Source organism: Methyloversatilis universalis FAM5, from assembly GCF_000214035.2.
GTDB classification, from domain to species: Bacteria; Pseudomonadota; Gammaproteobacteria; order Burkholderiales; family Rhodocyclaceae; genus Methyloversatilis; species Methyloversatilis universalis.
The window spans coordinates 1-26641 of the sequence record NZ_AFHG01000032.1 but is presented as its reverse complement, the minus strand read 5'-3'; the positions used below and the strand labels follow the sequence as shown (position 1 = coordinate 26641).

Below are 26641 nucleotides of genomic sequence, written 5' to 3'. Positions count from 1 at the left end.
CTTGAAGTTGACTTCAACTTTTATCGTGCCATCCAGGCTCTTTCGCCGTCAATCCTGGAGGGTTAGAAATGTTCAATCCCGAAGACCTTGGGCGGGTCGTGGCCATCGGCCTCGGTGCCACCGCCGTCATGGACATCTGGCTGATCCGGCCAGGTCAGCCCTTTGCCGGATTCGGCCTGATCGGCCGCTGGGTGGGTCACATGAGGCGCGGCCGCTTCGTGCATGCATCCATCGCGCAGGCTGAACCGGTACGCGGCGAATCCGCGCTGGGCTGGCTTACCCACTACGCGGTCGGCGTGGGCTACGCGGCACTTCTGGTGCTGCTCCTCGGCCCGCACTGGCTGCATCAGCCGACGCTGCTGCCGGCGCTGATGTTCGGCCTGCTCACGGTCACCGCACCGTTCTGTCTGATGCAACCTGCGATGGGGGCGGGATTCGCCGCATCGAAAACCTCGGCACCGAAGCTCAACCGCCTGCGCAGCCTGAGCAATCACGCCGCATTCGGCGTCGGCCTTCACATCAGTGCGCTCATAGTCAGAGGAATCACATCATGAAAAGAATCGCCATCGTCCATCACAGTGCCCACGGTCACACCGAACACATCGCCCGCCATATCCGCACCGGCTGCAACGGCGTAAGTGGCGTGGTCGCGGATCTTCTCCGGGCGGAAGAACTTGTCGCCGTCCCGGAGCAGCTGGGCGACTACGAAGGCATCGTGCTCGGATCGCCGACCTACCTCGGCGGCGTATCCGGGCCGTTCAAGAGTTTCATGGACTCAACCGGCGGCATGTGGCCCAGGCAGTCGCTCAAGGGAAAGCTGGCTGCGGCCTTTACCGTGTCCTCGCTGCACGCCGGCGACAAGCAGTCCACGCTGCTGTCACTGTTCATCTTTTCGATGCAGCACGGCATGCTGTGGATGGGCAACCCGATACTGCCGGAGCAGCATGTCGGCGTGCCCTACGACGAGGCGGCCAATCGCCTCGGCTCCTGGTCAGGTCTGATGGCACAGGCGGGTCACGCTTCGCCTCCGGACGCCTTTGTGCCGGGCGACGTGAAAACCGCGCGACTGTTCGGCAGCAATTTTGCGCACACCCTGCTGCGGCTGTCGGCGGAGGAAGAGGCTTATCCGGCCGTCGCGGAGGTGGCGCCATGAAACTGCCACGGCAATGGGCCCCACCTCTTTTCGGCTTCATCCTCTCCGGACTGATGTCGCTGCTGGTTTCGGGCATCGCCACCGTACGCGCGGTCGGCTTTGTGCCGGCCTTGCCCGGCGCGTGGGCCGGCGCCTGGCTGTCATCGTGGCCGGTGGCCTTTCCGGTGGTGCTGATCGTGGCGCCGCTGACGCGCCGGCTGGTGGCGAGCGTCACGGCCCCCTGACCGTCCGCCATGCGCGATGCCCGATGAAATGAAAAAAGGCGCCGGGTAACCGGCGCCTTTTTCGTTGTGCTGCTCAGCGGGGTGGATCAGTCAGCGCGACGGCTGCGGTCGCTGCGACCGTTGCTGTTGCCACGCCAGCCGCCTTCGCTGCGCGGCGCACCGCCGCCCGGACGACGCGGGCCGTTGCCCGGCTTGTTGCCCCAGCTGCCCGGACGGCCGGTGCCGGTGCGCGGACCGCGCGGTGCGGACGTACGCGGCTGCACGCGCGGCTCCAGACCCGGAATGGTGTGCACCGGGATGGTGTGACGGATGAAGCGCTCGATCGTCTTGACACGGCGCACGTCGTCGCCGGAGGCCAGACTGACCGCGATGCCGCTGCGGCCGGCACGACCGGTGCGGCCGATGCGGTGCACATAGTCTTCGGCCGACTTCGGCAGATCGAAGTTGATCACGTGGCTGATGCCGGCCACGTCAATGCCACGGGCAGCCACGTCGGTGGCGACCAGCACGCGCAGCGCGCCGCGGCGCAGATGGCCCAGCGTACGGTTGCGTTCGCCCTGGTGCATGTCGCCATGCAGCGCGGCAGCCAGGAAGCCGTTTTCGCCGAGCTGTTCCGCAATCTGGTCAGCGTCGCGCTTGGTGGCGGTGAATACGATGGCCTGTTCGACGCCCTCGTCACGCAGCAGGTGGTCGAGCAGACGCTGCTTGTGGCCCATGCCGTCCGCGAACAGCAGACGCTGTTCGATGTTCTCGTGCTGGGCGGCCGTCGCCTGGATTTCGATGCGCTGTGCGTCCTTGGTCAGGCGCTCGGCCAGACGCATGACGCGCGGCTCGAAGGTGGCCGAGAACAGCAGGGTCTGGCGCTTTTCCGGCAGACGATCGACGATGGCTTCGATGTCTTCGATGAAGCCCATGTCCAGCATGCGGTCGGCTTCGTCCAGCACCAGCATTTCGAGACGGCCGAAATCGATGCGGCCGCTGTCCATCTGGTCGATCAGGCGACCCGGCGTGGCAACCAGCACTTCATAGGGCTGGGCCAGCAGCTTGTTCTGCATCACGTAGGAGGTACCGCCGACCACGCTGACCGCCTTGGCGTAGCGCAGGCCACGGCCGTACTTGCGGCAGGCGTCGGTGACCTGGATGGCCAGTTCGCGGGTCGGCGTCAGCACCAGAATGCGCGGGCCGCGGGCCTTGACGGCCGAGTCCTGCGTCAGACGGTTCAGCGCCGGCCACATGAAGGCGGCGGTCTTGCCCGAGCCGGTCTGCGACGACACCATCAGGTCACGACCAGCCAGCGCAGCCGGCACAGCCTTTTCCTGCACGGCGGTCGGATTGGGGTAACCGGCCTCGACGATCGCGCCAAGAAGGGATTCGTTAAGACCGAGTTCTGAGAATTCCATGTATTTTTTTCCACACAATGGCTACCCGCCGCGCTGCGACAAGCAGTACGGAAGGAGCGGGTTGGTCGGGCGAAATCCCGACGTTCTATCGGCACTAACCGATCAACCACGCTTGACCAAACAGGCGGGAGAAAAAGACAGGCCAGGGACGATAACTTTATCGTGCCAGCGCCGGACCTAACCGGGAATGCATCGGCGGGAGCCAACGCGGAAAGCACGAAGCGGCGAACTTTACAGACACGCGTGTATGTTTGCAAGTCTTTTTCGCAGCGCAACACGACCGGCCATGGACCGCTCTGAAAATTTGTGTGGAGACTGCATCCACACCGCTGTTCCGCGGGTAGAGGCGTGAGAAGCTCGGATCAGCTCTGCCCCAAACCCGCTCAAGGCATCACGATGACACGCAGCATGGACGAATTCGACTACGAAGCCGCGCTCAGCGCCTGCGCGGCCGGAGAGCGCGCTGCGCTGCACCGCATCTATCAGCTGGAAGGCGCCCGTCTGCTCGCGGTCGCGCTGCGCATCGTGCGCCGCCGCGACATCGCCGAGGACGTGGTGCACGACGCCTTCGTGCGCGTCTGGGAGAAGGCGGCCAGCTTCGACGCCACGCGCGGCAGCGGGCGGGGATGGATCTACAGCATCGTGCGCCACGGCGCGCTGAATCACATCCGGGACCACGCGCGCGAAACCCCGGCCGACGAGTCGCTGATCGACCAGGCCGGGCAGGACGGCGCCGCATCGGTACCCGACCCCTACGAGCAGGTGCTGCTGGCGTCCGAATCCGGCCTGCTTTACGACTGCCTCGGCCGCCTGGACGGTCCGAAGCGCTCCAGCATCCTGCTCGCCTATCTGGAAGGCTGCACGCACAGTGAAATCGCCGAACGTCTGGCCACGCCGCTGGGCACCGTGAAGGCGTGGATACGCCGCGGCCTGCAATCGCTGAAGGAGTGCATGGCGTGAGCGATCTGCAGCCCAAAGACGATGTCGCCGGCCTCTATGTGCTCGGCCTGCTCGACGCCCCGCAGCGCGCTGCGGTGGAACGGAATCTCGAACACGACGCCGGCCTGCGCGCCCGCGTCGCCTACTGGGAGGAGCGGCTGCTGCCGCTGACCAAGATGGTGGAGCCGGAACCGCTGCCCCCCGCGCTGTGGGCGCGGATCGAACGCTCGCTGTGGCCGGCTGCCCGTACCGCCGGTGCAGGCGTCAGCGACGTTTCACTGGCAGGCCGTCTGTGGGACAGCCTCGCCTTCTGGCGCACCCTGGCCGCCACCGGATTCGCCGCCGCCATGCTGCTGGCCGTAGTCGGCCTGCCGGGCGCCCAGAAAGCGGCCGAACCGAAATTCATGGTGGTGCTGGTGGCGCCGGAAGACAAGGCGCCGGGCTGGGTGGTGCAGGCCAGCACGACCCAGTCGCTCAAGCTCATACCTCTGGGCGTGACAGAAATCCCGCAGGCCAAGGCGCTGCAGTTCTGGACCAAGGGCAAAGACTGGAAGGGGCCAGTGTCTCTGGGGCTGGTGCAGCCGGGACGACCGCTCGACGTTCAGCTCAAGGAACTGCCGCCGCTGGAACACAACCAGCTGTTCGAAATCACGCTGGAACCGGAATACGGCTCGCCCATCGGCAAGCCGACCGGCCCCATCCTGTACATCGGGCGTGCGGTGAAGGTGATGTAAGGCGGCTACTGCCTGCGGCATTCGGGGCGTCGGGCCGGACGCGGACGCATCGGACCGGCTTGCAGGTCTTTCCCTACCGCTGCGCCCTGCGCCCTGCCCCTGCGCCCGCCCCTGACATCCTGACCGCCCGCAGGCCCTGCCACGTGCCAGAGGAAACCGCGATCAGACCTCTCCGAAAGTACGCGCCAGCAGGGTCCGGCCCGGATGATCGGACGGCAGCAGTTCGCTCAGGCGCTGCAAGGCATCGACCGCCTCCGGTGCCTGGCCGAGGTGGTTGAGCAGCACGTCCGGATTGTCCACCCGGAAAATGGCTTCGGACAGACGGGATTCGAGGCAGTCCCGCCATGCGCGCAGCAGCGGGCTTTCGGTGCGGGGCAGGAAAGCGCCCCGGTAGATGCCGAGCGCGTTCTCGATGCGGCCCGCGTCCAGTGCCTGTTCCAGATCGCGGAAATCGGCCTGCCAGTTCACCAGCAGCCGGTAAGGCCGCGAGCCGATTGCGCCGCCCAGCCGCTCGCGCAGCTGTGACACCTCGGTCTTCAGCGTGGCGACACCGACCGGCCGATCGCCGTACAGCGCGGCGTGCATGCGCTCCAGATCCAGACCTTCCGGGTGCAGTGCCAGCAGACAGAGGATTTCGAGCTGCCGGGGCGACAGCGGCACCACCCTGCCCTGCAGCACCGCCTGCGGGGTGCCCAGCGTGCGCAGGCGCAGCACCGGCATGTGGCTCAGCGACTGCAGTGCCTGCGACACCCGCTGCGCGAAACGCTCCACCGCATGCAGCGCCAGCGGGGAATGCTTGTTCCAGGTGGTCGACAGGTCGACCACGCCCATCACCTCTCCGCTGGTCGCGTCGCGCACCGGCGCGGCGTAGCACACCCAGTCCTGTACCGCCGGAATGAAATGTTCGGCCGAGAACACGCTGGCCGGCCGCCGGTAGCGCAGCGCCAGCGCCAGTGCATTGGTACCGACCGAACGCTCGTCCCAGCGGCCGCCGGGCACGAAGTGCACCCGCTCGGCCCGGTTGCGCATGCTGCGGCTGCAGCCGGTCCACAGCAGACAGCCTTCGGCATCGCTGACCGCCGCCACCATGCCGCTCTCGCGCGCCACGGTTTCCAGTTCATCGACGCAGGAGGTGACCGCCTGTCCGTACGGCGTCTGGGTCCAGTCCGATACCGTGTCCTCTATAGGCGCGGCAGAACATGTTTCAGACACCGCCTCGCGCGATCGCTGCCATGAGCCGGCGATGTCCATACCCACCACGACGATGTGTTCGCCCGGCGTGCGCTCACCCCGCCGTATCGACTCGATACGGCGGCGGCGTGCCGCAAGATGTGCCACAGAACCCGTCATTCGTCTCGCTCCACCACTACCTACCGGATACCTACCTGCGACGCAGTAGCGTGCGCGGTGACCCTGTGTTGTTCTGTCGTGCATTGTTGCCGACCGCAGGGGCAATCGACAACTCGAGGAGGAAATACATGCGTTACGCCGATCCCGGTCAACCCGGCTCGAAAATCACCTTCAAGCCCCGTTACGACAACTTCATCGGTGGCAAGTGGGTGGCGCCTGTCGAAGGACAATACTTCGACAACATCTCCCCGGTCACCGGCAAAGTCTTCTGCCAGGCAGCCCGCTCGCAGGCCGCCGATATCGATCTCGCTCTCGACGCCGCCCACAAGGCCCGCGACGCCTGGGGCCGTACCTCGCCGGCCGCCCGCGCAGCCGTCCTGCTGAAGATCGCCGACCGCCTCGAAGCCAACCTCGAAATGCTGGCTGTCGCCGAAACCTGGGACAACGGCAAGCCCATCCGTGAAACGCTGGCCGCCGACATCCCGCTCGCCATCGACCACTTCCGCTACTACGCCGGCTGCATCCGCGCCCAGGAAGGTTCGCTGTCCGAAATCGACGACGACACCGTCGCCTACCACTTCCACGAGCCGCTGGGCGTTGTCGGCCAGATCATCCCGTGGAACTTCCCGATCCTGATGGCCGCATGGAAGCTGGCACCGGCACTCGCCGCAGGCAACTGCATCGTGCTGAAGCCCGCCGAGCAGACCCCGGTGTCCATCATGGTCGTGGCCGAACTGATCGCCGACCTGCTGCCCCCGGGCGTGCTGAACATCGTCAACGGTTTCGGCATTGAAGCCGGCAAGCCGCTGGCCACCAGCCCGCGCATCGCCAAGATCGCCTTCACCGGTGAAACTACGACCGGCCGCCTCATCCTGCAATATGCTTCCCAGAACATAATCCCGTCGACCGTGGAGCTGGGCGGCAAGTCGCCGAACATCTTCTTCGACGACATCATGGACCAGGACGACGACTTCTTCGACAAGACGCTCGAAGGCTTCGCGATGTTCTCGCTGAACCAGGGTGAAGTCTGCACCTGCCCGAGCCGTGCGCTGGTGCAGGAATCGATCGCCGACAAGTTCATCGAGCGCGCCATCGCCCGCGTCGCCAAGGTGCGCGGCGGCCACCCGCTGGACACCGACACCATGATCGGCGCCCAGGCCAGTTCGGATCAGGCCGAGAAGATCCTGTCCTACATCGACATCGGCCGCAAGGAAGGCGCCGAGGTGCTGATCGGCGGCGCCAAGCGTGCCGAATCGGAAGCCAGCGGCTACTACATTCAGCCGACCGTGCTGAAGGGCCACAACAAGATGCGCATCTTCCAGGAAGAGATCTTCGGCCCCGTGCTCGCACTGACCACCTTCAAGGACGAAGCCGACGCCCTGGCGATCGCCAACGACACCATGTTCGGCCTCGGCGCCGGCGTGTGGTCGCGTTCGGTGCATCGCACCTACCGCTTCGGCCGCAACATCCAGGCCGGCCGCGTGTGGACCAACTGCTACCACCTGTACCCGGCCCACGCCGCGTTCGGTGGCTACAAGCAGTCGGGCATCGGTCGTGAAACCCACAAGATGATGCTGGACCACTATCAGCAGACCAAGAACATGCTGGTGAGCTACTCGCCGAAGGCGCTGGGCTTCTTCTGATGCAGTGGTAAGAGAAAGGGGCGCTCCGGCGCCCCTTTTTTGTTTGGATGCTGCACGCGGTCTGAGCGCCGCACGGCAATTCATACCAGCAGAATAAGCACGAAACCGCACGGACCGGCCGAACGTCGGCCACCCTGCGCGGTCACTCGGCAGAGATCACCCGGACACAGGCAGGAGGAGAACCATGGTCACCCGCGTCACCGCCACCCCCGAAGCACTTGAATGGATCGCCCGGCTCGCCCGGAAGCACGGCCCGCTGCTGTTCCATCAATCCGGTGGCTGCTGCGATGGCAGCGCTCCGATGTGCTACCCGCGCAATGAATTCAAGCTCGGCAGCTCCGACTACATACTCGGCGAGATCGGCGGCATGCCCTTCTGCATGAGCGTCGCTCAGTTCGAGTACTGGCAGCACACCCACCTCATCATCGACGTCGTGCCGGGTCGCGGATCCGGCTTTTCGATCGAATCGCCGGAAGGCGTCCGCTTCCTGACCCGCTCGCGGCTGTACGAGCCGGACGAGGAAGCAGAGCTGGAAAAGCTCGGTCTGCCGCCGCGCGGCGATACGCTGGATTGACCTGAGGCACGCCCGGGCGACCTGCGACGGCTGCACCGGGCGCCGGACCACCTGAGCGGCGGGAAGCCGGGCTGCGCCGGCTCAGGCCGTGACGCTCAGTGCCCTTTGGCGTGCACCTCGCGTGCGCGCTCGACCAGGGCGTCGAGCCCGAACTTCTTCAGTTTGAGGTAGAGCGTGCTCTTCGCGATGCCCAGCGAACGCGCGGCCAGCGCCATATTGCCGTGGCTGTCGTCGATCGCGTTCAGGATGGCGTCGCGCTCCGCCTCTTCCAGCCGCCGGCTTTCGCGGTGCTCCACCGCGGAAGAGATGATCTGTTCCATCCCGCCAACCGACTCGAACGGGCGTATGCCGCGCACTGCCTCCGGCGCCATCAGCGCGCGCGGGCGCTCGCCGGTAAGCAGCATGGATTCGAGCACATTGCGCAGTTCACGCACGTTGCCCGGCCAGGAATAGCTGGACAGTTCGTTCAGTTCGACGCCGGTCAGCACCGGTACCGGCACGCCATGCTGGGCGGCGAGCTTCTCCATCAGCGCGCGCGACAGTGCAGGAATATCGCCCAGGCGCTCGCGCAGCGGCGGAATGCGCACGCTGGTCACGGCGACCCGGTAATACAGATCCATACGGAAGCGGCCGTCGGTCACTTCCTTGCGCAGATCGCGGTTGGTGGCGCAGATCAGGCGGAATTTCACCTTGCGCGGCGCGTTCTCGCCGAGGCGGTAGATTTCGCCCTCTTCCAGCACGCGCAGCAGGTGAGGCTGCATGTCGAGCGGCATTTCGCCCAGTTCGTCCAGGAACAGCGTGCCGCCGTTGGCGGCCTCGATCTTGCCCATCATGCCGCCACGGCGGGCTCCGGTGAAGGAGCCTTCGGCATAGCCGAACAGTTCGGTCGCCAGCAGCTCACGCGACAGACCGCCGCAGTTCACCGCGACGAAGGGCGCGGACTTGGCGCTGCCGCAGTCATGGATGCCGCGCGCGAACACTTCCTTGCCGACACCGGTCTCGCCCAGCAGCAGTACCGGCACATTCGAGCGGGACAGGTGGCGCGCCCGCTCGACCGCCTCCATCAGCGCGGTGTCCTTGCCCACCACGCAGTCCAGCTTGCTCGGTTCGTGCGGCGCGCTGCTCGCTTCGGCCGCCGGCGCAGCCACGCCATGCGGCGCGCGCGGCTTGAAGATGGGGATGGTGAGCAGCGTGCCGATGCGCTGGCCATTCTCGATCACCGGCTCCAGCCACTCGGGCGCGATCCAGCCCTGCAGTCCGGCCGGCAGGCCATCGTCGGTGGCGTGGCCCAGCGTGAGCGAGGCCAGATCCAGCCGGCGCGATCCGATGCGCCCCTCAGCCAGCTGGTTCAGCGCCTGTTCGGCGCGTTCGTTGGCCTTGACCGGATTGCCGCGCCGGTCGAACACGATGACGCCGTCCGAAGTCGAGTGGGTCAGCCGGTGCATGCAGCGTTCGAGCAGCCGGAAGCGGATGCCCATCTCGTGCTTGGCCAGCCGGCCCTCGATCTTGCTCGCGGTCGCCACCACCAGCGCCAGGCTGTGCTTGTTGTAGGTCTGCTGCAGCCCGGACACGTCGATCGCGCCGAGCACGCTGTTGTCGTAGGGGTCGAGGATGACGGTGGATGAACAGGTCCAGCGCTTGATGCCGGCGCAGTAGTGTTCGGCGGAATGGATCTGTACCGGGTGGCGCACCGCGATCGCGGTGCCGATGGCGTTGGTGCCGCAGGCAGTTTCACTCCAGCTGGCGCCCGGCATCATGTTCATGACGCCCGCTTCATCGCGGGTGCCCGGATCGCCTTCCAGGCTCAGGATGGTGCCGCTGTGGTCGGTCAGCACCATGATGGTTCCGGTTTCAGCCAGGAAATCGCGTGCCATCGCCATCACCGGCGTACTGGCGGTGAGCAGGTCACCGTGCTTCTGCTGCAGCGAATACAGCGAGTTCTCGCTCAGCGGCGGTGGCGCCTGGAACTTGCCGGGATCGACGTGGGCATTCAGGCAGCGGCGCCAGGAATCGTCGATCAGCCTGCGCAGCGCGTCCGAGCTGCACTCTTCGCCACTCAGCAGGCGTTCCCAGTGGGTCATCACGTCGCGGTCGCGTTCCGGACGTGAAAACATCTGGCTCTGATCGTCGTCCCTCAACTCCATGGCTACCTCCTGTTTGTGGTGGAGGTAGACGGCGTCCCGCCTACATCGCCCGGGCGGGACGATGCACGCGTGCTCCGACTCCTCCTGACCTGTGTAGCAGCATGCTTCGAGGCATGCCGTCTCACGGGCTTGTTTGAAAACCATGTGCTCCCGCGCACTCGGAACGGTCCGCCCGGCGTGCGCGTCCGGGGGCGGCTGCGCGCCGCCAATCTCATCAGGTTAGTTCAATTATTAAGCAACTCCAGTGCAATTGCAGTCGCTTCACCTCCGCCAATGCACAGACTGGCCACACCGCGCCGGCCACCGGTGCGACGCAGCGCGCCGATCAGCGTCACCAGCAGGCGGGCGCCGGTGGCGCCGATCGGGTGCCCCAGCGCGCAGGCGCCGCCATGAACATTCACGGTATCCGGGTCGAGCGCCAGTTCGCGGATGGCGGCCAGCGTCACCACGGCAAAGGCTTCGTTGATTTCGTACAGATCGACTTCGCTCCGACGCCAGCCCGCGCGGTCCAGCACCTTGCGGATGGCGTCTACCGGGGCCACCGGAAAATCCGCGGGCGGGCCGGCGTGACCGGCCTGGGCAACCAGCGTGGCCAGCGGCTTCAGGCCGGCGGCGTGCGCGGTCGAGGCGCGCATCAGCACCAAGGCGGCCGCGCCGTCCGAGATCGAGCTCGAATTGGCGGCGGTCACGGTACCGTCGGCGCGGAACACCGGCTTCAGCGCGGGAATCTTTTCCGGCCGCGCGCTCTGCGGCTGTTCGTCGCGCACCACCTCGGTGGCGCCACCACGGCCGGCCACTTTCAGCGGACAGATTTCCCAGTCGAAGGCGCCGCGACGGTCGGCCTCCAGTGCCCGCTCGAGCGAACGCAGCGCCCAGTCGTCCTGCGCCTGGCGGCCGAAGCCGAAGCGCCCGGCACAGCGCTCGGCGAACACGCCCATCAGCGTGCCGCGCTCGCCGTAGGCGTCTTCCAGACCGTCTAGGAACATGTGATCGATCACCCGTTCGTGACCGAGACGATAGCCGGCGCGGGCGCGCGCCAGCAGATACGGCGCATTGCTCATCGACTCCATGCCGCCCGCGACCACGATGTCGGCCGATCCGGCGCGCAGCGCATCATGGGCCAGCATCACCGCCTTCATGCCGGAGCCGCACACCTTGCTCACCGTGGTACAGGCGCTGGATTCGGGCAGACCGCCACCCAGGGCGGCCTGTCGGGCCGGGGCCTGCCCCACGCCGGCGGGCAGCACGCAGCCCATGTAGACCTCATCGACGCGGCCGGCGTCGATGCCGGACCGGCTGACGGCCGATTCAATCGCCCGGGCACCCAGCTCGGGAGCGGTCAGCGACGCCAGGCCGCCGAGAAAGCCGCCCAGCGGCGTACGGCTGGCGGAAACGATCACTACCGGATCGGATGTCTGATTCACGAACAGCGTCCTCCGCAACGGCCGACCCGGGACTGCAGGGGTCGGCAGGTGGTCATATCCCTGCAAGGAGTGGGCCATTGGAGATGGCGCCGCAAAACGCAGGAAAAATCTTTCTTTTCAATGAACTGAAACATTCGACGCGCAGGCGTCCACCCGGACGCCCGGCAAGCGTCCGAAAACCGTACGAAGTCCGTACGGCTATCGTCCGGTTATCGGACGTCCGGGCGTCGGACTCAGACGCGGGCGGTGCGCAGGCTGATCACCTCTTCGATCGAACGCGGGTTCTCCATCGATGACAGATCGCCCATCGGCCGGCCGATGTAGGCGTTCCGGACCACGCGGCGCAGGATCTTGCCGTTGCGCGTCTTCGGGATCTGGGCCAGCGCGTGGATGCGTGCCGGTCGCAGCGGCTTGCCGAGCAGGCGCGCCACGTGGTCAGACAGTTCGGTTTCCCACACGCTCCAGCCCTCCGGCCCGCTGCGCGGGTCGTGCAGCGTGACGAAGCACACCACCGCCTCGCCCTTGATCGCATCCGGTACCCCCACCGCCACCGCCTCGGCGACGAGCGGGTGCGACACCAGCGCCGATTCGAACTCGGTCGGCCCGAGACGCTTGCCCGCCACCTTGATGGTGTCGTCGCTGCGGCCGTGTACGAACCAGTAGCCGTCGCTGTCGATGCTGGCCCAGTCGCCATGCACCCACAGGCCGGGCAGCGTGGCCCAGTAGGTGTCCTCGTAGCGGTCCGGGTCGTTCCAGAAGCCGCGGGTCATGCCCGGCCACGGCGCGCGCAGCACCAGTTCGCCGACGCTGCCACGCACCGGTCGCCCTTCCGCATCAACCACGTCCGCCGCCATGCCCGGTATCGGGCCGTTGAAGCCGCACGCTGTCTGCGGCAGGCCCGGGAAGCAGGCAAGGATGCCGCCGCCGATCTCGGTGCCGCCGGAGTAATTGACGATGGGCCGCCGGCTCTGCCCCACCGTTTCGAACAGCCACAGCCAGGGCGTCTCGTTCCACGCCTCGCCGGTGGAGCCGAACACGCGAAGCGTGTCCAGCGTGCCCGGGGCCGGCACCGCGTCACGACTGCCCATCAGCAGGCGCACCAGGGTGGGCGACAGGCCGAGGTGGGTGACGCCGTGGCGCTGCACGATACGCCACATACGGCCGGCGTCGGGGTAATCGGGCGTGCCTTCGCACAGCACGATGGTGGCGCCCAGCAGCAGCGCGCCGAACACCATCCAGGGCCCCATCAGCCAGCCCATGTCGGTCACCCACATCAGGCTGTCGTCCTCGCGCAGGTCGAAGGCCATGGCCATGTCCTGCGCCGCCTTCAGCGGAAAGCCGCCGTGGGTATGCACCACGCCCTTGGGTTTGCCGGTGGTGCCGGAGGTGTAGACCAGCATGAGCGGCGCCGACGCGCCGAAGCTGTCGTCGCCCGACGCTTCGGGCGTCGTGGCGGCCAGCGTGGCGTAATCGCGCAGCGCGTAATGACCGCCCGGCTCCTCGCCCTCGTACGAGCCGTTGCCCAGCCGGTCGACCACCACCACGTTCTGCACCGATTCACAGGCATCGGCCGCGGCCAGCGCGTCGGCCAGCATGCGCACCGGCTTGCCGCGGCGGAAGTAGCCGTTGGCGCACACCAGCACGCTGGCGGCGGCGTCCTGCACCCGCTGCACCACCGAATCGGCGGAATAGCCGGAGAACATCGGCACCGAAATGGCACCGATGCGCGCAGCCGCCAGCAGAATGACCGCCGCCTCCGGCACCATGGGCAGGTAGAGCGCGATGCGGCTGCCCTGCGCCAGACCGAGCGCGCGCAGGCCGGTGGCCACCGCCGCCACCTCGCGCTCCAGTTCGCCGTAGCTCAGGCTGCGCTGTTCGCCGGCATCGCCTTCCCAGCGGATCGCGATCTTGTCCGGATGACGGCGGGCATGCTTGCCGATCAGGTTGTCGAACAGGTCGAGCCGACCGCCGACGAACCATTCAGGCCACATCGGGCCGTTCTGCAGATCCAGCGTCTGAACATAGGGTACGGCCCAGTCGAGACCGACCTCCTCGACCACGCGGTCCCAGAAGCGCGGCGCATCGCGCTCGGCCTCTTCCTGCAGCTGGTCGAGCGAGCCATAGCCGTGACGTTCGATGAAACGGGCAAGCCGCGTGCCCTTCCACTCGCAACCCGATGGGGTGAACACTTTCATGATGGAATCCTGTTCTGGTCCGGCCAGCCCCTGCCCCCGGATTCCGCGGCGAAAAAAGCCCGACCCCGCGCTGCACGGGATCGGGCGAACATGCCGGGAGGAGGTACCAGCACGGTATTCAACTGCGCTTACTTGCCCGTACCCGTGGCCACTTCTTCAAGAACGTTCAGCGACACATCGGTCTCCTTCACGCCCTTCGGGTTGGACTTCATGTTCGACGACCAGTTGGTGGCGTGACCGCGCTTCACGTCGATGATGTGGCCGATCACCGGCATCACCGCCTTGTAGCCGTCGTCGCCCACGTCAGGCCGGTTCTGGAAGATGAACATCTTCCAGAACTCGCCCTTGCGGTCGAGCGCGTAGCCCAGGTAGGGACGCGGGAAGTCCACTTCCATGTAGACCACCTTCTTGCTGTACGGGTGCTCGTCCGGCGGCACGCCCTCGACCACATACACCTCGCGCGGCTCCCAGCCGATATCCTTGGCCGGGTTGAAGTACGGCGCCTCGCTCATGTTGATGCGCGGGAAGCGCTTCTGCGGCTCGGTGTAGGGCTGCGAGGTATCCACGCTCATTTCCGGGCTGTGCGCGATGGCCAGCACCCAGCGCTTCTCGATCAGCTTGTTCGACTTGTACTTGGTGGGCGCGGCGTCCCAGATGTCCCAGTCGTCGTACAGCTGGTCGGTACCGCCGATCGGATCCATCCAGGCACCGCCGGACAGGCGGCGCACGCGGCGCACCGACTTCAGGTAGGCGTAGGAGTCGTCCGGCTTCTTGGAATCCGCCTGGTTGTAGCGGACCGAGAAGGTGCCCAGGCCGCGGATGTCCTGCGGGTAGTGCGCCACGAAGTAGGTCTTCTGCGCGATCGTGCCGTCGCCCACCGTGATCGGGCCGCCGTCGAGACGGCCTTCCATGTAGTAGCGGCGGGACTGGAAGGCCTGCACGCGCTCATAGCCCTTCTTCGCGTCGAGGAAGGCCCAGGCGATGTCGCGCAGGTCCATGGTGGCGCCGTAGGTGGCGGCACGCAGGTTCCAGATCACCTTGTCGCCGGCGTGCGGGTCGTCCATCTTGATCGTTTCCGGCGGGAACATCATGCCGGCCTGCCAGCCGGACACGGTGCGGTCGGCCGGATTGAATTTGACGGTACCGACGTTCTTCTTCGACCACTCGACGTACTTCGGGTCCATCTCGATCTTCTTCGAGTGGGCGAGCTTGATGGTCAGGTTGTAGTTCTTGATCATCCACTCGAGCTTCTCCGGCACCATGGAGGCGATGGTCTTCTTCTCGAAGGTGTCCTCCTTGACGCTGTCGTAGTTCTCCTTGGTGATCACGAAGCCGGCTTCCAGCTCCTTGGCGAAGGTCTGACCGGCGGCCAGTCCGAGCACCAGCGCGAGCGCGCCGGCCACACCGGTGCGGCGTGCGCGGCCGGCCGGGATGAGGGTGTTGAGCGTATACATCTGTCTTCCTCCTTTGATCAGAACTGCCGGGTCAGACGAAACACCAGCTGGCTGGCACGGTTGAAGTAACCGAACAGCTGCGATTCGCCATTGCTGAACTGGGTCTTGTTGCTCTTGCCGCCGTCCCAGAAAATGTCGGCCTCCACCTTGGCCACCCACTTGTCCGAGAACGTGAGTGCCACGCTCGGAATGGCGAAGCCGCCACCGTTGGACAGGTCGAAGCCCACGGCCAGGCCGGGGTTGATCGTGTCGTTGCGGTAGTTGAGCGTGGTGAAGGCGGTCAGGATGGTGCTGTGCTCGTTCAGCGGCGTGCCGTAGGCGAACAGACGCACCAGGTCGTCGCCGCCGTCGAAGCCCAGTACCTGGGTGTTGAACAGCTGGATCGACGAGAACGAGGGCCGCGACGTGCCAAACACGTTTTCCAGGCTCAGGTCCTTGTCGATGCGGATCATGGTCCGCAGCGTGTCCTTCTTCTTGATGCCGTTCAGACCGATGCCCGGATTGGCGGCATTGCCCGGATTGAAGGCACCGCTGCCGACGTTGTAGGGCTGGTCCTTGGTGTAGGCCACCTCCGCGCTGATCACCGCGTCCAGCGTTTCGCTGTAGCCGCTGACCGTGGCGCCGAGCACGTCGATCTTCGGATGGATGAGATCGAACACCGCGCCCGCGACCGGCACGCCCTGATGCGGCTTGAACACCGAACTGGCGACCGGATCCGCCGAGAAGGTGGTCAGGTAGGCGATCGAGTAGTTCAGACCGAACGCCTCGCCGGACCAGCGGATGCCGCCGGTCACGTCGTCCATGTCACCGTCCTTGTGCTCGCAGTTCTTGGTGGTGACGCGGGTCAGGTCGAAGCCACGGTAGGGCTGGAAGAACCAGCGGCCACCCCGGATATCGTAGGTGTTGCCGATGTCCTCGCAGCGGTCCCAGCCCGGACGCACGAAGGCGGCGATCATGCCCTTGGCTTCGGGCACCCGGATCTTGGTCGACAGCATGATGAGCGGCTTGCGCCATTCCTCGTTCTCGCCCTCGAAGAACAGGCGCCAGCTGTAGTCGTAGCCGTGCACCAGGTCCATCGCCTGGAAGAAGTCGGATTCGCCCCACACCAGCTGCTGCTTGCCGAACTTCACCGTGGTGCGCTCACCCAGCGGCGCCTCGACCCACAGTTCGCGGATGTCGCCGTTGTTGTAGTTCTTGGTGATGCTCGGGCCACCGGCGGTGCCGTTGGTGGCGCGCAGGTCCTCGAGGTCCTCGAGGTAGCCGGTCTTGTACTCGCGGTCCAGCCGGCCGATCGCCTTCCACTTGACCGAACCGGTGGTCAGGTCGGCATCGAGCAGCACCGAACCGCGCAGCATGGACAGCTTGCCCTTGCTGTCCTTGCCCACCGCATCGAGTTCAGGCTGGTTCTGCAGGTTGAACGAGGCCCAGGCACGGGCATAGCCGGACACCTGGAACTTCACGTCGTCGCTCAGCCAGTTGCTGGCCGGTGCGTCGTTCTTGGCCTCCTCGGCACCGTGAGCGACGGGCATGCCCATCATCGCCAGCGCCGTCGCCACGGCCAGACCGGTTGCGGTCCGCCTGAAGGTTCTGCTTCTTCTCATGTCTCCACTCCCTCCTGTTTGGGACTACCCATGAGCCGTCCGCGCACGCCCGTCGCCGTCGGCAGACACCGACGGGCGCGACGGGCTGCCCTCACACAACGACTGCAGGTTCTTCGGCGCGCTCGATCGGGCGCTGCTTGCTGCCCACGATGAAGGCGGGGCGGAACACATAGACGATGGCCGGCATGATGAAGAGCGCGCTGAAGGCCGAGATGAACAGCCAGAGCGCGATCAGCAGGCCCATGTCGGCCTGCAGCCGCAGCGAGGAGAAGCTCCACAGGCCGACACTGGTGATCAGTGTCATCGCCGTCACCAGCACGCCGCGGCCGGCGCTGGACAGCGCCTTCACGATGGCGCGCTCCACGTTCGGGTTGTGGTGCAGTTCCTCGCGGATGCCATCGACGATGTAGAAGGTGTAATCCACCCCAAGGCCGATACCGAGCGCGACCACCGGCAGCGTGTTGATGTTCATGCCGATGCCATGCCAGGCCATGTAGCTGAAGGTGATGGTGTTGGACAGCATCACCGGGATCATGAAGAACACCCCGGCCACGGTGGAGCGGTAGGTCACCGTGCAGCACACCACCAGCACCAGCAGCGCCAGCGCGATCGCCTCGATCTGGCCGGCCAGGATCACCTCATTGACCGCCGCCAGTACGCCGACCAGACCGCCGGCCAGCAGGTAGTCGGCCTTGTCCATCGGGTTCTGCGCCACGTAGTCCTGCACCCGGGCCACCGCGGTGCGGATGGTTTCGCCCTGGTGATCGCGGAAGAACAGCGTGACCGCACCGTTCTTGGCATCGGCGTCGGCGTAGCGGTCCATGTCACCCGGGTCGGAGCCGGACACGAACATGTAGGTGAGCTCGGAGTTCTCGCCCGCGTCATTGCCCAGTTCGGCGTACATCGGGTTGCCTTCACGCAGCACGCGGCGCACCTGCGGCAGGATGTCGGCCAGCGAAATGCTGCCGCCGACCTCGGGCTGTGCCTCCATGTAGCGCTGGAAGTTGGCCATGCTCTGCAGCACTTCCGGCTCGCGCATCGCGCCCTTCTCCTTGCCGGCCACCACGACGAACATGCGGTCCGAACCCTGGAACTGGCGGTTGATGTCGGTCGCGTCGCGGTTGTACGACGAGTCCGGCCACAGAATCGGGGACCCCGGATTGGCATCGCCCACCTTCAGGTTGAAGGCGTACCAGCCGGACACCAGGAAGGTGATGCCCGCCAGGCCCAGCACGATGTAGCGGGTACGGGTGGTGACCACCGCCGCACAGCCGCGCAGGATGGCTTCCAGCACCGGACGGATGTTGAGCGGATGCACGAAGCCGCCACGGCCGCTGAAGAAGGACAGCATGACCGGCGTCATCACCAGCGCGCTGATGAAGATGGAGAAGATCCACACCGTGCCGATGTAGGAAATCTTCTCCAGCATCGGGATGGGCGTCAGCGCCACCACCAGCACGCAGCCGGCATCGGCCACGATGGCCAGCATCGACGGCTTGAACAGGTTCTTCGCGCTGGCCACCGCCGCCGCGGCCGAACTGCTGGCGCCGTGCGCGATCTCGTCGTCGTAGCGCGAAATGAGCTGCACCGAGTTTGAAATCGCCTGCGCGGTGATCAGGAAGGCCACCACGATGACCAGCGGGTCCAGGTGGAAGCCCATCAGCTTGGCCGCGCCGAGCGCCCAGATCGCGCTGATCACGCCCGCCAGCAGCGGCAGCACGGTGCCGTGCCAGGTGCGTGTAATCAGCAGCAGGATGATCACCAGCGAGGCGATGGCGGCGAAGAAGATCTGGATGGTTTCGTCGAGGTAGTAATTGACCCAGCCGTACAGCACCGGCTCACCGACCACGCGCACCATCACGCCATCACCGTCGGCCTCCTTCACCAGCGACATGATCTGTTCGAAGGCCTTGCTGTAGTTGATGTCACCGTCGAGGAAGTCGGCGGTGATCAGCGTGGCCTTCAGATCCATCGACACATAGGGGCCGTAGATCAGCGGATTGTTCAGCACCGCCTCCTTCAGCACCGCCATCTCGGCCGGCCCCTTGGGCAGTTCCGGCCACATGATGGGCCGCGACTCCACGCCCTCGGTCGATGCGCGCACCTCCTTGATCTTCTTCGATGCGATCGAAATGATCTGGTAGGTATCGACGCTGTCGACCTGCTGCAGGCCCACGGTGATCTTCTGTACCTTGGCCAGCACCGAGGGCTTGAAGATGTCGCCCTCCTTCACCTCGATCATGATGCTGACCATGTTCGAGCCGCCGAAGGTGGATTTGAACTGCTGGTTCACCGCCACGTAGGGGTGATTCTTGGGCAGCAGATCGCTGAACACCGTCTTCACCTCGACATGACTCGCGAGATACCCCATGACCGCGGTGAGCACCGCCACGGCCATCACCACCCAGGTGCGATGGCGTATCAGTGCGGAAAAGATGTGTTCGACCTTGCTGAAGGTTTCGTTCTTCACGGCTTTCTCCCCCTGCGCTTTCTTATCGACCGACGATGGTCAGCTTGCCGTCCTCGAGCACGCCCAGATTGGCGCCCGACACGTAGTAGCGATTGCCGGCACGCGTGATCTGGGTGCGCCAGGACACGTCACCTTCCGCGATGCGGCCGAGCTTCCATTCCGTGGCGGCGGCATCCGACGTCACCATGACGCCCTTGTCGCCCACCGCGACCCAGCGGTTCTCGTCCCAGGCGATGTCGAGCAGGTGTTCGCGGGTGAGCGGCGGCACATCGCGCCAGCTGGCACCGCCGTCCTCGGTCACCAGCAGCGTGCCGGTGAGGCCCACGGCCACGCCGTGCCGGTCGTCGCGGAAATCGACGCCCATCAGGCTCACCTTGTTGTCCAGCTCGTTCTGGGTCCAGGTCGCCCCGCCGTCGGTGGTGCGCATGACGGTGCCGAACTCGCCCACCAGCCAGCCGTTCTGGCCGTGGAAGAACACGTCGTTCCAGGCGCGGTCCTTCTCTTCCATCGCCCGCGTCCAGGTCACGCCCTTGTCGTCCGAGCGCAGCAGCGAGCCGAACTCGCCGACCGCCCAGGCCACGCCGTCGAAGATGCGCACGCGGAACAGCTTGTTCGGGTTGTCCGACTTGGGCACCTGGGCCGCCTTCCAGCTGCTGCCGCCGTCGGTGGTGTAGAGGATGACGCCGTGATTGCCGGCCACCACCGCGTGCTGGGTATCCCAGGCGGCAATGCCCTGCAGGTTTTCGTAGGTGTTGCTGCTCTGGCGGTGCCAGCTGCGCCCCCCGTCATCACTGCGCACGATCTTGCCGCCGCTGCCCGCGGCCCACGCGATCTGCTCGGTGGGGGCCACCACGCTGAAGAAGTTGTCGCGCCGTTCGACCGCCTTCGGCTCGACCTTGTTGATGACCGCTTCCGCCTTCACGAAGAAGCCGGCGTACAGCAGGCCGCCGATGATGGCGATGGGAAGCGTGGAGGTAACGACATTGACCGCGGCACGTGCGCCGCTGCCGAAACGCTTGAGCGAGTGAAGCATCTACAGTCTCCTTGTGGCGCCGTTCCGTGCCGGGCACGCGCGACGCTTTTCGTGACCTGAAAGGAACGCGGGCGTGAGCTGCCCCCTGCAGCCGCCAGGGCCGCATTGCGCAGTGCCGTTTCCGGGTTCAGGGTGGGGAGAGCGAGGCGGCCGGAGGGTGCCGGCCGCGACCGCTGCGACCGGCCTCCTCCGGCCGGTCGCACCGGGGCGCCTCGTGAGCGCCCCGGCCGTGCATCACGACGCCCGTTCGGGCACCGGAAGGCCGACCCACTCCTTGTAGAAGGCTTCGATGTCCGGCTCGAAGTCGTGGATCACCGGGTACCACGGGGTCGGCGCCTCGACGTCGTGCAGCGTGCCGCAGGTCGGGCAGTAGTACTCGCGGTACACCTGCCACTGGGTATCCGGCGCCATCAGCTTCGGATAGACCTCGGTCATCGCCTCTTCGGTGTCACGCACGTAGATGTGCGCGTGCATCTTCCAGTTGTCGGTGTAGTCGCAGAACTCGTGACCGCAATCGCACTTGATGACCCACTGCTTCTTCGCGGTCTGCACGATGTACATGTGCGGCGCCAGCGGCAGCACGATCTTGTCCTTGAAGCTCACCTTCTTCTGCAGCGCCTCGACGTACTGCTTGAAGCGGCTGTTGTCCTTCGGCATCGACAGCATGCGGAAGGTGGTTTCCCAGTCCAGCGTGCCCTCGGCCAGGTGAGCGACCTGCTCGTTGGTGTAAGTCGACATTTATTGCTCCTTGATTCGCGTGATCGGTCTGTTGGAGGTCACTCTTCGACCTGGACGACGGTGGTGACGTCAGGCATCAGCGACAGGTCCATGCGGTGCTTGGAGCCGTAGGACGGAACGCCCAGTTCGGTCTCCAGCAGTTGCCAGTCGGCCGGCAGGCTCCAGAAGTCCTTGAAGTGCTTGGTGAACTTCTCGGACAGCGCGAAGCTGGTGGCGAACATGTGCTGGACGGCCTGAGACGCGTGCTTGTTGATGATGCGTTCGCGCTCTTCCTTCATCCATTCGCGCACCGGCACTGCACGGGCCAGACGTTCCTTGCGCATTTCGGCGCGACGGGCCTGAGTCTTGGCCACATCGACGACATACGCGCCCTTGGCGTCCTGGGTGAAGACGGCGCCGTACACCTTCTGGGCGTACTCGGGCAGCAGGAACTTCTCGTTCAGGTCCTTCTCGATCGCCTTCGGCTCGCGGTCGATCGGGTCGCCGAAGCCGGGGCCGCCACGCAGGTAGTTCAGGTACAGATCGTGGTTGTCGTAGCAGTCCTCGGTGGTCATGCACTGCTTGTCGCGCTTGATCCGGGCCGTGGCATCGATGTTGTGCTCGTAGGTCGGCGCGCTCGGATCGATGTCACCACCCAGCGGCAGGCTTTCGCCGTTGGCGATGCGACGCTCCAGACCGGTCTTGTGCGCTTCGAAGCGGTAGCCGGTGGCAGCCGGGTAACCACCCATCATGCCCCAGTCGCTGTTCATGAAGCCGTTGCCCATGAAGAACATGGTCCAGTCCTGGGCGTTCCACACCATGCGCAGCGTTTCGAAGCCGCAGCCGCCACGGTACTTGCCGTAGCCGCCGGAGTTGGCCTTCACGTTGCGGCCCATGTAGAGCAGCGGTTCGGCCATTTCCCAGATTTCGATGTCGCCCATGTCGCCTTCCGGATTCCAGATGGCGGCGGCGTGGTTCAGGCCGTCCTTGACCGCGCAGGCACCGGTGCCGCAGCTCGACGCTTCGAAGCTGTTCACCGCGTGGATCTCGCCGTCCTGGTTGATGCCGCCACCCTGCAGCCAGTTCGAGGTGTTGGCATTGCCGGCGTTCACCTCTTCGAGGTAGCCGCGGCTGAAGTAGGACTGCGACAGACCGCGCCACAGCGCCGCCCAGCCGGACACCAGGAAGTGCCATGCGTAGGCGTGACCGGTGCGGCGGTCATCCGGGTTGCACCAGGTGCCCTTGGGCAGGTGGAACTCGGTGGCGAAGTAGGCACCGTCGTTGATGCGCTGCGTCGGCACCAGCGTCTGGCACATCATCACCCAGATACCCGAGGTGAACGCCACCTGGTGGGCGTTGAAGGTGTGCCAGCCCCAGCGGCTCGCGCCTTCGAAGTCGAGGCGCCACTTGCCGTCCGGCTTGATCGTCATTTCGCACGGCGAGTGCATGATCGAATCGAGCTTGGCGAAGGCGGAGGAAACCTGCACGTCCTCGTGCTTGTACGGCACATCGACGAAGGACACCTTGCGGTACTTGCCCGGCAGCGTCATCGCCTTGATGCGGCTCATCAGGCCGCGACGGCCTTCCTCGATGACCTCGTAGGCGAACTTCTCGTAGGCCTCGATGCCGTCGGCACGGATCACTTCCTCGACCAGTTCGCGGATCATGTGGCAGCCGGCGATACGGGTCTTCTCGTCGAGAATCCAGTACTTCGGCGTACGCACCGAGCGCTGCGACTCGTGCAGCCAGTCGCGCAGCGGCGTGTCATTCACGCCGGTCTTGCGGCAGGTGATCATGTAGCCGTCGCCGAAGCGCTGCACCTGACCGGTCGACATCGAACCCGGGGTCACCGCGCCGGTATCGATCACGTGGGTCACGCCGCCCACCCAGCCGATCAGACGGCCTTCCCAGAAGATCGGGACGATGGTGGCGATGTCGCACGGGTGCACGTTGCCGATCGAGCAGTCGTTGTTCGTGAACATGTCACCGGGATTGATGCCGGGGTTGGCTTCCCAGTTGTTCTCGATCATGTACTTGATCGCCGCGCCCATCGTGCCGACGTGGATGATGATGCCGGTCGAGGTGAGCACGCAGTCGCCGACCGCGTTGTACAGCGTGAAGCACAGTTCGCCTTCCTGCTCCACGATCGGGCTGGCGGCAATCTTCTTCGCGGTTTCGCGGGCATGCACCAGACCGCCACGCAGCTTGGAGAACAGCTTTTCGTAGCCGATCGGGTCGGCGTCACGCAGTTCCAGCTTTTCCAGGCCGTTGTAGTGGCCGGTCTTCTGGGTGCGCTCGATGATACCGTCGCGGAACTGCTTCAGCGTCTGGCCGTTCTTGAGGAGATCGGCAAAGCCGGTCTCGTTGTTGCTCAACATGTTCATTCAGTCTCTCCTTTGGAGTTTTTTCCGGATCACTGCGCTGCCGGCCCCGGATGGGCGCCGACAGCCCTCAAGGACACCGGCGCTTACTTGACTTCCTTCAGGTGGAACAGGCGGTGCTTGTCGACGAAGGTTTCGAAGCCGTCCGGCACCACGAAGGTGGTGGCATCCGATTCGATGATGGCGGGGCCGACGATGTGGTTGCCCGACTTCAGCGCTTCCATCTTCCAGATCACCGCATCGACCCACTTCTTGTGGCGATAGAACGGGCGGGTACCGATGCGCGCTTCCGGCGGCGGCGTCGGGCCGCAGTCCGGGTCTTCCGGCAGCACCGGCTTCTGGGTGACCACGGTGCCGCGCATGATGGCGCCGGTGGCCGAGAAGCCCAGTTCCGGCGAACGTGCGGAGCTCGCGTAGACGCGGCCGTAGGTGTTTTCGAAGGCTTCGACGATCTTGTCCCAGTCGGACGCGGTCGCCGCGGTCGACACCGGCGAGATGATTTCCAGGTCGTTCAGCTGACCCATGTACTGCATCTTGTAGCCGGGGATGAGCATCACGTCTTCCGGCTTGAAGCCGTTGATGACGAACTCCTCGATCACCTTGCCCGCCAGCTCGGACCATGCTGCCTGCAGGGTCTGGCATGCAGCGGCCTTCTCTTCGTCGCTGGCGAGCTGGGCGACACCGAGGTCGACCGACTTGTCATAGCGGTATTCGAAGTCGGCGCAGGCGCAGCCGAAGGCCGAGAAGCCGGCCGCCCAGGCGGGCACGACGACGTCCTTGAAGCCGACGCCTTCGGTGTAGCCGTAGGTGTGAACCGGGCCGGCACCGCCGTAGGAGAAGCAGGTGAACTCGGCCGGGTTGTAGCCCTTGGCGCTGATGTTGGCGCGCAGGTACTCGGACAGCGTCAGGTCGAGCAGTTCGATCACGCCGGCGGCGGCGTCTTCAACCGACAGGCCCAGCGGATCGGCGATCTGCGCCTTGATGTGGTCACGGGCACGCTGCACGTCGAGCTTGATCGCGCCGCCGAGGAAGTTGTTCGGGTTCAGGTAACCCAGAACGACGTGGCAGTCCGACACCGACACCGTATCCAGACCGGATTCCGGCCAGCAGGTGCCGACGCGGTAGCCGGCGCTGTCCGGGCCCAGCTTCAGCGACTTCGAGTACGGATCCAGGCGCACGAAGGAACCGGCACCGGCACCGACCGAGTCCATCGCGACCAGCGGCAGCGACAGCACCAGGCGGGCCATGTCCGGATCGGACTTGATGGCGAACGAACCCTTGGTGATCAGCGCCACGTCGAACGAGGTGCCGCCGATGTCCGAGCAGGCGATGTTCTCGTCACCGAGCGCTTCGCCCAGCAGCTTGGAACCGATCACGCCGCCGATCGGGCCGGACACGATGGTGCGGGCCAGTTCCTTGGCCTTCCAGCTGATGGTGCCGCCGTGCGTGGCCATCACGCGCAGGTCGAACTTGCCGCCATGCTTCTTGAAGCGGTCGCTCACCTTCTTCAGCGTCTGGCGCGACGGTTCCGCGCCGTAGGCTTCGAGAATGGTGGTGTTCATGCGGTGGCTTTCCTTGCGCTGCGGGTAGTAGTCCACCGAGGCAAAGACCGGGATATCGACGCCGAGCTTCTTCAGCTCTTCCTTCACGATGTCGCGGGCGCGCTGTTCGCTCGTGCCGTTCTTGTGCGACTGCAGGAAGCAGATGACGATGGCCTGGGAACCGGCATCGACCAGTTCCTTCACCGCGCTGCGCACTTCGGCTTCGCGCAGCGGAATGACGACCTTGCCTTGCACGTCGGTACGCTCGGTCACGCCACGGGTACGCGACACCGGCACCAGCGGCTCGTCATAGCGGTGGGTGTTCAGGTGGATGCGGTCTTCCAGCGCATAGCCGAGGTAGCTCTGCAGCGCACGGCCCATCGAGTGCACCTGTTCAAAACCGCGGTTGCAGATCAGGCCCACGTCCAGGCCCTTGCGCATCAGCACGCGGTTCAGCATCGCGGTGCCGGAGTACACGCAGGTCACCAGCTCCGGGTACACGTCATCGACCTCGCGGCCCCAGTGCGCCAGCGCATCGACCGACGAGTTGTAGATCGCCAGGGATTCGTCCCCGGGATTGCTCTGCGCCTTGCCGACCACGAAGCGGCCGTCCGCACGGACAAAGAAGGTGTCAGTCATGGTGCCGCCTGCATCAATCCCCAGCACCTGAACCGACGAATTATCGATCGTCATCTCCACGTCTCCATTTGAATAGTCCACCTGCTCATCGCCCCGGCCCGATAGCGCCGGTGTTTCCTGATCGATCTGGCCGCGATCGAACACAGCCACTTGTGCAAGGACGGTGCCAATCCGCGCGCCACGCGTCCGGCATCTTTCAAGTCGCTGATTAGATGGAGAAATAAATTCAAGCGCCGCGGGCGACTTCTTCCCTGCGGGCATCGGACGGATGGAATTCGGACGGCATCGGAAAGTCCGACCGTAGTGCGATCGGACTGTCCGGAAACCCGCGTCGGACGGTCGTTTCAGAGGAATTTGAATGGTGCGGCGCAACAGAATCCGCTGCAGGCGAAAGGAGATCCTCGGAAGCACGGGCGCGCTTCGCCGGGAGCACCACTTCGAATCGGAAACCGCATGTCATCGGAGGCCTGATCGTGGCAGGTCGCCGTGGCCACTCGCCCTGGCCAAGGACTGCGCATATCCGTGGGAGCGGCACCTTCGCCGCGACAGGGTCTCGAATCTGGGACTGCGCGTGGTCAATGGCCGGATCGCGGCGGGGCGCCGCTTGTATGTTCACCTTCGGCAAGCGTAGTAGTGGACGCTTGTCGGGCGGAGGGACGAGCGCCGCATCTGACGGCAAGCACGTACAGACAGTGGGAGAGATGTCCCGCCTTCACCCCAAGCACCGATGAGGAATCCTTCGGACCGCGTCCGTCACGGTACCGACCATATCCTGCAAGCCTGTGCCCCGGTGATCCCGACAAGCCCTTCAACCTTAGTCCGGAGGTGCTCATCGTGACAAGTCAGACCGAATCCACTTGCTTTGGCATCGACGTCTCCAAGCGCTGGCTGGACATCGCCGAGCACGGCCGCTCGCCGGTACTGCGCATTGACAACACCGCCGCGGCCATCCGCGGCTGGCTGCGCACCTTGCCCCCGGCGCTGTGCGCTTCGCCTGCGAGTCGACTGGCACCTACCACCGTCTG

Annotated in this window: 19 protein-coding genes and 1 pseudogene; 8 read left to right on the top strand and 12 right to left on the bottom strand. The window is 65.5% G+C overall.

Annotated elements, in window-relative coordinates; all coding sequences use genetic code 11:
• Window positions 1-68 precede the first annotated feature (68 nt).
• From METUNV1_RS05015 to METUNV1_RS05005, 3 genes are read left to right on the top strand one after another with little or no spacing between them, the layout of a single operon-like run.
• Window positions 69-554 (top strand): DUF2938 domain-containing protein, encoded by a 486-nt coding sequence (locus tag METUNV1_RS05015; protein WP_008059502.1) that lies wholly within the window; start codon window positions 69-71, stop codon window positions 552-554.
• Window positions 551-1153, top strand: coding sequence for a flavodoxin family protein (locus tag METUNV1_RS05010; protein ID WP_008059501.1), 603 nt, complete (start codon window positions 551-553; stop codon window positions 1151-1153). Before METUNV1_RS05015 ends, METUNV1_RS05010 begins: the two co-directional genes overlap by 4 nt.
• Window positions 1150-1377: a DUF2798 domain-containing protein gene (locus tag METUNV1_RS05005; RefSeq protein WP_008059498.1), complete on the top strand. Its 228-nt coding sequence runs from the start codon at window positions 1150-1152 to the stop codon at window positions 1375-1377. Before METUNV1_RS05010 ends, METUNV1_RS05005 begins: the two co-directional genes overlap by 4 nt.
• An 86-nt stretch (window positions 1378-1463) precedes the next feature.
• On the opposite strand, the gene METUNV1_RS05000 is transcribed toward METUNV1_RS05005, so the two are convergent.
• The gene (locus tag METUNV1_RS05000; protein WP_008059497.1) at window positions 1464-2777 is read right to left on the bottom strand and encodes a DEAD/DEAH box helicase; all 1314 of its coding nucleotides are present in this window, start codon (window positions 2775-2777) and stop codon (window positions 1464-1466) included.
• 408 nt (window positions 2778-3185) lie between these two features.
• On the opposite strand from METUNV1_RS05000, the gene METUNV1_RS04995 reads away from it, so the two are divergent.
• Both METUNV1_RS04995 and METUNV1_RS04990 read left to right on the top strand, forming a co-directional pair.
• Entirely contained in the window at window positions 3186-3737 is a 552-nt protein-coding gene (locus METUNV1_RS04995; protein ID WP_008059495.1) for a sigma-70 family RNA polymerase sigma factor, read from the top strand.
• Complete coding sequence (locus METUNV1_RS04990; protein ID WP_008059494.1) at window positions 3734-4450, top strand: anti-sigma factor; 717 nt, start codon at window positions 3734-3736, stop codon at window positions 4448-4450. The genes METUNV1_RS04995 and METUNV1_RS04990 overlap by 4 nt, the downstream gene beginning before the upstream one ends.
• Window positions 4451-4612: 162 nt before the next feature.
• On the opposite strand, the gene METUNV1_RS04985 is transcribed toward METUNV1_RS04990, so the two are convergent.
• Window positions 4613-5800, bottom strand: coding sequence for a GAF domain-containing protein (locus tag METUNV1_RS04985; protein ID WP_008059490.1), 1188 nt, complete (start codon window positions 5798-5800; stop codon window positions 4613-4615).
• Between the two features lie 128 nt (window positions 5801-5928).
• Here METUNV1_RS04985 and adh point away from each other — a divergent pair, with 128 nt between their 5' ends.
• Together adh and METUNV1_RS04975 are read left to right on the top strand one after the other, a co-directional pair.
• Complete coding sequence (gene adh, locus METUNV1_RS04980; RefSeq protein WP_008059489.1) at window positions 5929-7443, top strand: aldehyde dehydrogenase; 1515 nt, start codon at window positions 5929-5931, stop codon at window positions 7441-7443.
• 184 nt (window positions 7444-7627) lie between these two features.
• Window positions 7628-8017 (top strand): DUF779 domain-containing protein, encoded by a 390-nt coding sequence (locus METUNV1_RS04975; RefSeq protein WP_008059488.1) that lies wholly within the window; start codon window positions 7628-7630, stop codon window positions 8015-8017.
• Between the two features lie 95 nt (window positions 8018-8112).
• On the opposite strand, the gene METUNV1_RS04970 is transcribed toward METUNV1_RS04975, so the two are convergent.
• From METUNV1_RS04970 to METUNV1_RS04925, 10 genes are all read right to left on the bottom strand, one after another.
• Entirely contained in the window at window positions 8113-10131 is a 2019-nt protein-coding gene (locus METUNV1_RS04970; protein ID WP_232416258.1) for a sigma-54-dependent Fis family transcriptional regulator, read from the bottom strand.
• Between the two features lie 254 nt (window positions 10132-10385).
• On the bottom strand, window positions 10386-11585 hold the full coding sequence (locus tag METUNV1_RS04965; protein WP_043359109.1) for an acetyl-CoA C-acyltransferase: 1200 nt from the start codon (window positions 11583-11585) through the stop codon (window positions 10386-10388).
• Between the two features lie 233 nt (window positions 11586-11818).
• Window positions 11819-13780, bottom strand: coding sequence for an AMP-binding protein (locus METUNV1_RS04960; protein ID WP_008059479.1), 1962 nt, complete (start codon window positions 13778-13780; stop codon window positions 11819-11821).
• Window positions 13781-13908: 128 nt separating this feature from the next.
• Window positions 13909-15234, bottom strand: a complete 1326-nt coding sequence (locus tag METUNV1_RS04955; RefSeq protein ID WP_008059477.1) for a DUF1329 domain-containing protein — start codon at window positions 15232-15234, stop codon at window positions 13909-13911.
• 17 nt (window positions 15235-15251) lie between these two features.
• Entirely contained in the window at window positions 15252-16835 is a 1584-nt protein-coding gene (locus METUNV1_RS04950) for a DUF1302 family protein (RefSeq protein WP_232416259.1), read from the bottom strand.
• A gap of 91 nt (window positions 16836-16926) precedes the next feature.
• Window positions 16927-19305 carry an efflux RND transporter permease subunit gene (locus METUNV1_RS04945; protein WP_008059474.1) on the bottom strand — a complete coding sequence of 793 codons (2379 nt, stop codon included), beginning with the start codon at window positions 19303-19305 and terminating at the stop codon, window positions 16927-16929.
• Between the two features lie 22 nt (window positions 19306-19327).
• A complete protein-coding gene (locus tag METUNV1_RS04940) occupies window positions 19328-20338 on the bottom strand; it encodes a WD40/YVTN/BNR-like repeat-containing protein (protein WP_008059472.1) in 1011 nt (336 codons plus the stop codon).
• 234 nt (window positions 20339-20572) lie between these two features.
• Window positions 20573-21076, bottom strand: a complete 504-nt coding sequence (locus METUNV1_RS04935; protein WP_008059469.1) for an acetone carboxylase subunit gamma — start codon at window positions 21074-21076, stop codon at window positions 20573-20575.
• Between the two features lie 38 nt (window positions 21077-21114).
• On the bottom strand, window positions 21115-23439 hold the full coding sequence (locus tag METUNV1_RS04930) for a hydantoinase B/oxoprolinase family protein (RefSeq protein ID WP_008059467.1): 2325 nt from the start codon (window positions 23437-23439) through the stop codon (window positions 21115-21117).
• An 83-nt stretch (window positions 23440-23522) separates the two neighbouring features.
• On the bottom strand, window positions 23523-25670 hold the full coding sequence (locus METUNV1_RS04925) for a hydantoinase/oxoprolinase family protein (protein ID WP_008059464.1): 2148 nt from the start codon (window positions 25668-25670) through the stop codon (window positions 23523-23525).
• Between the two features lie 771 nt (window positions 25671-26441).
• Between METUNV1_RS04925 and METUNV1_RS04920 the strand changes: the two are divergent.
• Window positions 26442-26641 (top strand): annotated as a pseudogene (locus tag METUNV1_RS04920) (IS110 family RNA-guided transposase); the annotation flags it as partial.